Origin of the sequence: Corallococcus llansteffanensis (assembly GCF_003612055.1) — a bacterium.
In the GTDB taxonomy this organism is placed as follows: Bacteria; Myxococcota; Myxococcia; order Myxococcales; family Myxococcaceae; genus Corallococcus; species Corallococcus llansteffanensis.
The window spans coordinates 1-6,264 of record NZ_RAWB01000576.1; the positions used below are offsets into that span (position 1 = coordinate 1).

Here is a 6,264-nt window from a genome sequence, read left to right on the forward strand (position 1 = left end):
GCGTGGCGGCGGGGGCGCCCGGACGCGGGGGGCACGGCGGTGGTGGTGGTGACGGCCTTCGACGAGCTGCGCGTGCGCGCGTGGCAGCTCAAGGACGCGCTGGGCATCCACGCGCTGCTGAGCCGGCGCGCGGGGCCGGAGGCGATGCGCGACGGCGTCCGGCGCGCGCTCGCGGGACAGCTCGCGGGCGGCGCCCAGCCGGAGTCCACCACCGAGGACGAGCGGCGGCGGCTGCAGCGCATCGAAGAGCTGAGGCTCGTGGATCCCGGGCCACCCGAAGCGCGCTTGCAGGAGCTGGTCTCCGAGGTGGCGCAGGCCTTCGGGGTGCCCGTCGCACTCCTGACGCTGGTGCTGGGTGACCGCCAGTGGTTCAAGGCGCACGTGGGCCTGAGGGGGGCGCTCGCCCGGGACCGGAGCACGCCGCGCGACTGGTCCTTCTGCCACCACGTGGTGCAGGGCCGCGAGGCCCTGGTGATTCCGGACGCCACACGCCACCCGGTGTTCCGCGACAACCCGCTCGTGCGCGACGGCATCGTCGGCAGCTACGCGGGCGCGCCGCTCATCACCCCCGGCGGCGACGTGCTGGGCTCGCTGTGCGTCATCGACACGCGGCCGTTGATGCTGGGCCCCGAGGACCTCGCGGCGCTGCGGGAGCTGGCGGGCCGCGTGGCGGAGAGCCTGGAGCTCACCACGGCGAGCCACCGGATCCGCTCGCTCGCGCCGCGCGGCAGCGGCCCGTTGGAGCCGGTGCCCACCGCGGCGAGCGCCCTGGCGCTCGTGCGCGAAGCGGTGCGCGCCCTGGACGTGCCGGTGCTGGTGGTGGCCCCGGGCCGCAAGCCCTACGCCGCCAACGCGGCGCTGGCGGAGCTGCTGGGGCTGCCCGAGGAGCGCCTGTCGGGCATGGCCTTCGACTCGCTGTGCCAGCACGTCGCGAGCCTCACCCCGGACCCCGGTGGCACGCTCCGGCAGCTGGACCTGGCGGCGGAGGCGTCGCGGGGGCTGCACCTGACGCTCACGCTGGAGCGCCCCCGGCCGCGCGTGGTGCGCTGGGTGGCGCGCCCCTTCGTGGTGCCGGGCGGCGTCGCGCAGCTGCTGTCGCTGATGGACCTGCGCATCGGCGGCGACCTGAAGGGCGAGCGCGAGGGGCTGCTGCGCCAGGACGCGCTGACGGGCCTGGACACCCGGCGCGTGGGCGAGGAGCGGGTCTTCAAGGAGATCGGCCGCTGCCGCCGCGAGGGGCTTCCCTTCAGCCTGGTGCTGGTGGACCTGGTGGAGCTGGGCGCGCTGAACCGCACGCGCGGCTTCGACGCCGGGGATGGGGCGCTGCGGGAGCTGGCCCGGCACGCGGACGGACTGTGTCCCCCGCCGGGGTTCGCGGTGCGCTGGACGGGCGACACGGTCCTGCTCGCGCTGCCCGGCGCGGACGCGGTGGGCGCGGAGGCCGTGCGCCAGCAGTTCCACGACACGCCCGGCGCTCCCGAGCGCGTGTCCGTCGCGGTGACCGTGCAGGGCGAGGAGGATCCGCACGGGACGCTGGACCGCGCCTGGGCCGCGCTCGCCCGCGCGAAGCCGGACCGGGGCCCGGGCGTCAGGCCCGGCTGAGCGCGGGACACCCGCCCGCCAGGCCGCTCCTGGGGCTGGGAGGGCGACAATGGCGTGAAAAACCGGGGGAGTCCGGCTATCGAAGGGGCCTTCTTGCGCTCAGGGGCCCCGCCGATGATTCCCTTCTCCGTACTCGACCTCTCCCCCGTCATCGCCGGGGGCGACCCCGCACTCGCCCTCCGCTGCACCCTGGACCTGGCCCGCCACGCGGAGGCCTGGGGCTACCAGCGCTACTGGCTGGCGGAGCACCACAACATGACGGGCATCGCGAGCGCGGCCACGGCCGTGGTCATCGGACATGTCGCGGGGGGCACGTCCAAGATTCGCGTGGGCGCGGGCGGCATCATGCTGCCCAACCACGCGCCGCTCGTCATCGCCGAGCAGTTCGGCACCCTGGAGACGCTCTACCCCGGCCGCATCGACCTGGGGCTGGGCCGCGCGCCCGGGACGGACCAGCGCACCTCCGCCGCCCTGCGCCGCACCCTGATGGGCTCCGCGGACACCTTCCCGCAGGACGTGGCGGAGCTGCAGGGCTACTTCAAGGACGCCGTGCCGGGACAGGCCGTGCGCGCGGTGCCGGGCGCGGGCCTCCACGTGCCCCTCTGGCTCCTGGGCTCCAGCACCTTCAGCGCCCAGCTCGCCGCGGCCATGGGCCTGCCGTTCGCCTTCGCGTCGCACTTCGCGCCCGCGCAGCTCATGAGCGCGCTGCGGCTGTACCGCAGCCAGTTCCGCCCGTCGGAGGTGCTCCAGAAGCCGTACGCGATGGTGGGCGTCAACGTCTTCGCCGCGGACACGGACGCGGAGGGCCAGCGCCTCTTCACGTCACTGCTCCAGGCCTTCCTCAACCTGCGCCGGGGCCGCCCGGGCCCGCTGCAGCCGCCGGTGGACAGCCTGGACGGTCAGATCAACGAGATGGAGCTGGCGGAGATCGACCACATGCTCGCGTGCACCGTGGTGGGCTCGCCGCAGACGGTGCGCGAGGGCCTCCAGGACCTCATCGCCCAGACGGGCGCCGACGAGCTGATCGTGACCGCGCAGATCCACGACCACGCCGCGCGGCTGCGCTCCTTCGAGCTCGTCGCCCAGGTGCGCGACAGCCTCACGCGCTCGGACGCGCCTGGCGCACCGTCCCCGCGAGCCGCGCGATGAGCTGCGCGTCGCGGCTGCCGAAGACGCGGCGCGCGCCACCCGGCAGGCCCAGCACCAGGTAGTGGGTGTCCTCCACCAGCAGCAGCGCGGCGATGGAGCAGAACAGGCCCACGGCGGTGAGGACGAGCCCCGCCTCATAGGCGCCCCGCATCGCCGTGACGGTGACGGACAGCCAGGACAGCAGCGGCAGTCCCACCGCTCCGCCCAGCCCCACCGCGAGCAGCCACGGCCACAGCTTCGGCGTGCGCCGCACCGTCTCCACCTGGCGCACGTCGCTGAGCGCCCAGGCCCGGCCGCCCACCACCAGCCGCTCGGGGGTGACGCGGACCTGGCCCGCCTGGAACAGGGGGCGCTCGCCGGGCTCCACCGGCTCCGGCGCGGGCACGGGCACGGGGCGGCGCTCCACTTCACGCAAGGGGGCGACAGCGTGCAGCACGGTGACGACGGCCATTGGTTCACCCATGGGTGGTCTCCAACGAGGGAAATTGCGTGCGCAGCAGGGCGCGAAGCTCATCGAGCGGACGGCCCAGGGCGAAACATGCCCGGGCCCCCTGACACAGGGCGCGCGACACCAGGCGCTCGTCCGCGAAGGGCAGGAGGACGAGGATGGGCACCGCGGCGGCGCACGCCCGCGCGCGCGTCAGGATGGGGAGGATGGCCTCGCCGCGCTCCACGTGCGCCAGCACCAGGTCCGGCCCCGCCGCGTCCGCCACGTCCAGGAACAGGGCGATGCCCAGGTCGCCCAGCACGTCGGCCAGCAACGATGCCAGGGACTCATCCGCACCGAGCAGCAGGGCCCGGGTTGTGCGCAGGGACGCCACGTCCCCACACCACAGCAACGTCCATGCCGGGACCACCACCCCCGGGGGCCACCGGGTGATCGCCAGTGGACCCTGGCAATCCGCCAGGACGCCGTGGCGGATTGCCAGACCGGGCCCAAGGCGTGCCGCTAGTGTTGAGGGAAGGACTCTGGAGCAGCCTGCGTCGGGGCCGGGACCGTTTCCCAGGGAGCGCCCGCGCGCGGGAGCTCGAACCAGAACGTGCTGCCCCTTCCGCGCTCGGAGATGACGCCGACGCGCCCCCCGTGCCCTTCCGCCAGCTTCTTGACGGTCGCGAGTCCCAACCCGAGCCCCTCGGCGACGCTCCCGTGCGCGCGGAAGTACGGTTCGAACAGCGAGGGCAGGTTCTCCGGGGCGATGCCCGGGCCCGTGTCGCGGATGCTCGTGCGAATCATCGCGCCCTCCTCGCTCACCTGGACGAAGATGTGCCGGTTCGGCGTATCGCCCATGTACTTGATGGCGTTACGGACCAGGTTGCCGAGCAGGCTCAGGTAGACGCCGGTGCTGCAGGAGACCAGGACGGGCGGCACCGGCTCGCAGTGCAGCTCGATTTCGGCCTGCTCCACTTCCGCCTCGAAGCCGCCCAGCAGATCCGCGATCTCGGCCCGGGGTTCGGTGCGGGCCCCCGGGTCCGGCCTGGCTCCGGAGCGGGCGAAGTCGAGGAGCGCGCCCGTGATGGTGTCCGCGCGCGACAGGCTCCGGATGATGCGCCGCACGGGTTCACGGGCCGCGTCGTCCGGCACCTTCCGCATGGCGAGCTCCGCGGCCATCCGGGCCGACGACAGCGGGTTGCGGATGTCGTGCGCGACGCGCCCGGCGAACTGCTCCAGCTCCTCGGCGCGCGCTTCGAGGGACTTCGTGTGCGCGTCGACGAGCGAACGCCGCGCCTGGAGCTCGCGGTGGAGCAGCCGCGCCACGACCACGGCCAGGATGCCGCAGACCACGTTGAGGCTCGTCGCGAGCCACAGGGTCCTCCGGCGGGTCTCCCGGATGCGCTCCGCCAGCTCGCGACCGCGGGCCGCGTTGTATTCGATGGAGCGCGTGACGTCCTCCAGCAGGCGCCGGCCCGGCGGCTCAATCTCCTCGTCGAACAGCGCCCCCGCTCCGGCCTTCGCGTTCGACTCCGCGACCGTACGCGCGCGCGTGACGGCGTTGTCGAAGCGCAACCAGGACTCCTGGATGTCCATCCGTACCGGCTCTTCACCGGGGAAGGCCGTCAGCGCCATGTACCCGCTCATGCCCCGCCGGGCACGGGCCAGGGCCGCGTCCAGATCCCGTCCCAGCTCGGGCCGGCGCTCGGGCTCGTTGATGAACCGCGCGAGCACCAGCTCGATCTCGAGGACAGACCTGCGGACGAGCGCCAGGTGTTCGATGCTCGGCGCCGAGTTGTAGATGATGTCCTCGGACAGCACGCCCACCGCCGCGGAGGAGCGCTGTACGAGGAAGCTCGTCGCGAAGAAGCTCCCCACGACGGCGGCGAAGGCGAGGAAGAGCATCTTCCAGGACGTGTCGGTCCTGCGTGGCGGCGCGGAAGGCATCTTCATCCGATGGGACCGCCCCTTGCGTGCGTCAAGCCATCAAGGCCCTGAAGCAGCCCTGCGCCCGGTCGGCTGGGATGAGGCGCGGCGCGCGAGGTGTTGAATCCTGAGTGTCGTCATCCCCCCACCGCCAGGAAGGAGCAGGCCCATGTGGATTTCCTCCGCCATCACTTCGTTCACGGCCTCGCTGCTGGGGCTGATGCTCACCCTGGAGGGCCTGCACGGCGTGTCGGTCCTCATGGTCCTGGCCGGGTTCGGTCGCTGGCTCTACACGCGCATGGATGCCTTCGTGCTCCGTTGCCATGGCGCGCGCCGGCTCCACTTCGAGGAGGCGCCCCGGTTGCATACGTTGCTGGCCCATCTCAGCATCGCCGCGAAGGTCCCCCGTCCCCGCCTCTACGTGATGCGGCGCGAGCAGCCGAACGCCTTCTCCCTCGGCATGGGTCCCCGGGACTCCCACCTCGTCCTGACGAGCGCCGCGCTCGACGAGCTCGACGAGGCGGAGCTCTGCGCCCTCATCGCGCACGAACTCGCGCACATCGCGCGGGGCCACACGCGCCGGGCCACGGTCGTCGCCGCGCTGGTCGCGATGACGGTGCGGGGCGCGAAGTGCCCCGCGTGGGTCGCCAGGGGGGTGCGTCGGATGGGGACTCCGCCCGAGCAGGACTTCGTCGCCGACCGCGCCGCCGCCAGGCTCATGGGAGAGGCCAACGACCTTGCCTCCCTGCTGGCCCGGTTGAAGGAACGCGCCACCCGGAGCGGGCCTGTCCTGCGCTCCGACGTGGGCCTCCCCTTCACGGCGCCCGCCGTGGATGGGACTTCGGAGACGGTCCTCGACGAGCGCATCCACCGGCTGCGAAGCGTGGCGGCCGAGCAGCGCGCGGGGCGCGCGAAGGCCATCCTCCGCCGCTCCCACCACCAGGGCTCCCGCTTCCACCCGCGCGTGGAGGCACCCCGGCGGCGAACGCGGGTCCAGCCCTGGAGGGGGAAGCGGCTCGCGCGCCTGGACGGCGGCTCGCGTTCGGGGACCCGGCGAAGTCCGGGCGGCACGGCACCCGGTAGGGATTGACCGGGCGGGCATCCGCCTGACGCGGCCCCGGAGACAGGGGCGCGACGCATTGCTCCCACCCCGCCCT

The 6,264-nt window shown here is 73.7% G+C and carries 6 protein-coding genes; 3 read left to right on the top strand and 3 right to left on the bottom strand.

Annotation, left to right across the window (positions count from 1 at the left end):
- A partial coding sequence (locus D7V93_RS35470) for a sensor domain-containing diguanylate cyclase (protein WP_147451509.1) occupies window positions 1-1,602 on the top strand: 1,602 nt, incomplete at its 5' end.
- A 114-nt stretch (window positions 1,603-1,716) separates the two neighbouring features.
- Entirely contained in the window at window positions 1,717-2,751 is a 1,035-nt protein-coding gene (locus D7V93_RS35475) for an LLM class flavin-dependent oxidoreductase (protein ID WP_120647572.1), read from the top strand.
- Here D7V93_RS35475 and D7V93_RS35480 read toward each other — a convergent pair.
- The 3 genes from D7V93_RS35480 to D7V93_RS35490 form a co-directional block, all read right to left on the bottom strand.
- On the bottom strand, window positions 2,702-3,214 hold the full coding sequence (locus D7V93_RS35480; protein ID WP_147451510.1) for a DUF6232 family protein: 513 nt from the start codon (window positions 3,212-3,214) through the stop codon (window positions 2,702-2,704). The genes D7V93_RS35475 and D7V93_RS35480 overlap by 50 nt on opposite strands.
- Window positions 3,207-3,572: a DNA-binding response regulator gene (locus D7V93_RS35485; RefSeq protein WP_120647574.1), complete on the bottom strand. Its 366-nt coding sequence runs from the start codon at window positions 3,570-3,572 to the stop codon at window positions 3,207-3,209. Before D7V93_RS35485 ends, D7V93_RS35480 begins: the two co-directional genes overlap by 8 nt.
- A 128-nt stretch (window positions 3,573-3,700) precedes the next feature.
- Window positions 3,701-5,134: a sensor histidine kinase gene (locus D7V93_RS35490; RefSeq protein WP_120647575.1), complete on the bottom strand. Its 1,434-nt coding sequence runs from the start codon at window positions 5,132-5,134 to the stop codon at window positions 3,701-3,703.
- 142 nt (window positions 5,135-5,276) lie between these two features.
- Between D7V93_RS35490 and D7V93_RS35495 the strand changes: the two genes are divergently transcribed.
- Window positions 5,277-6,197, top strand: coding sequence for a M48 family metallopeptidase (locus D7V93_RS35495; RefSeq protein ID WP_120647576.1), 921 nt, complete (start codon window positions 5,277-5,279; stop codon window positions 6,195-6,197).
- The last annotated feature ends 67 nt before the right edge of the window (window positions 6,198-6,264 follow it).

Coding starts and splice junctions, on each gene's coding strand:
- D7V93_RS35480 (WP_147451510.1), bottom strand. CDS start 3,214: ATGGGTGAACCAATGGCCGTCGTCACCGTGCTGCACGCTGTCGCCCCC.
- D7V93_RS35495 (WP_120647576.1), top strand. CDS start 5,277: ATGTGGATTTCCTCCGCCATCACTTCGTTCACGGCCTCGCTGCTGGGG.
- D7V93_RS35490 (WP_120647575.1), bottom strand. CDS start 5,134: ATGAAGATGCCTTCCGCGCCGCCACGCAGGACCGACACGTCCTGGAAG.
- D7V93_RS35475 (WP_120647572.1), top strand. CDS start 1,717: ATGATTCCCTTCTCCGTACTCGACCTCTCCCCCGTCATCGCCGGGGGC.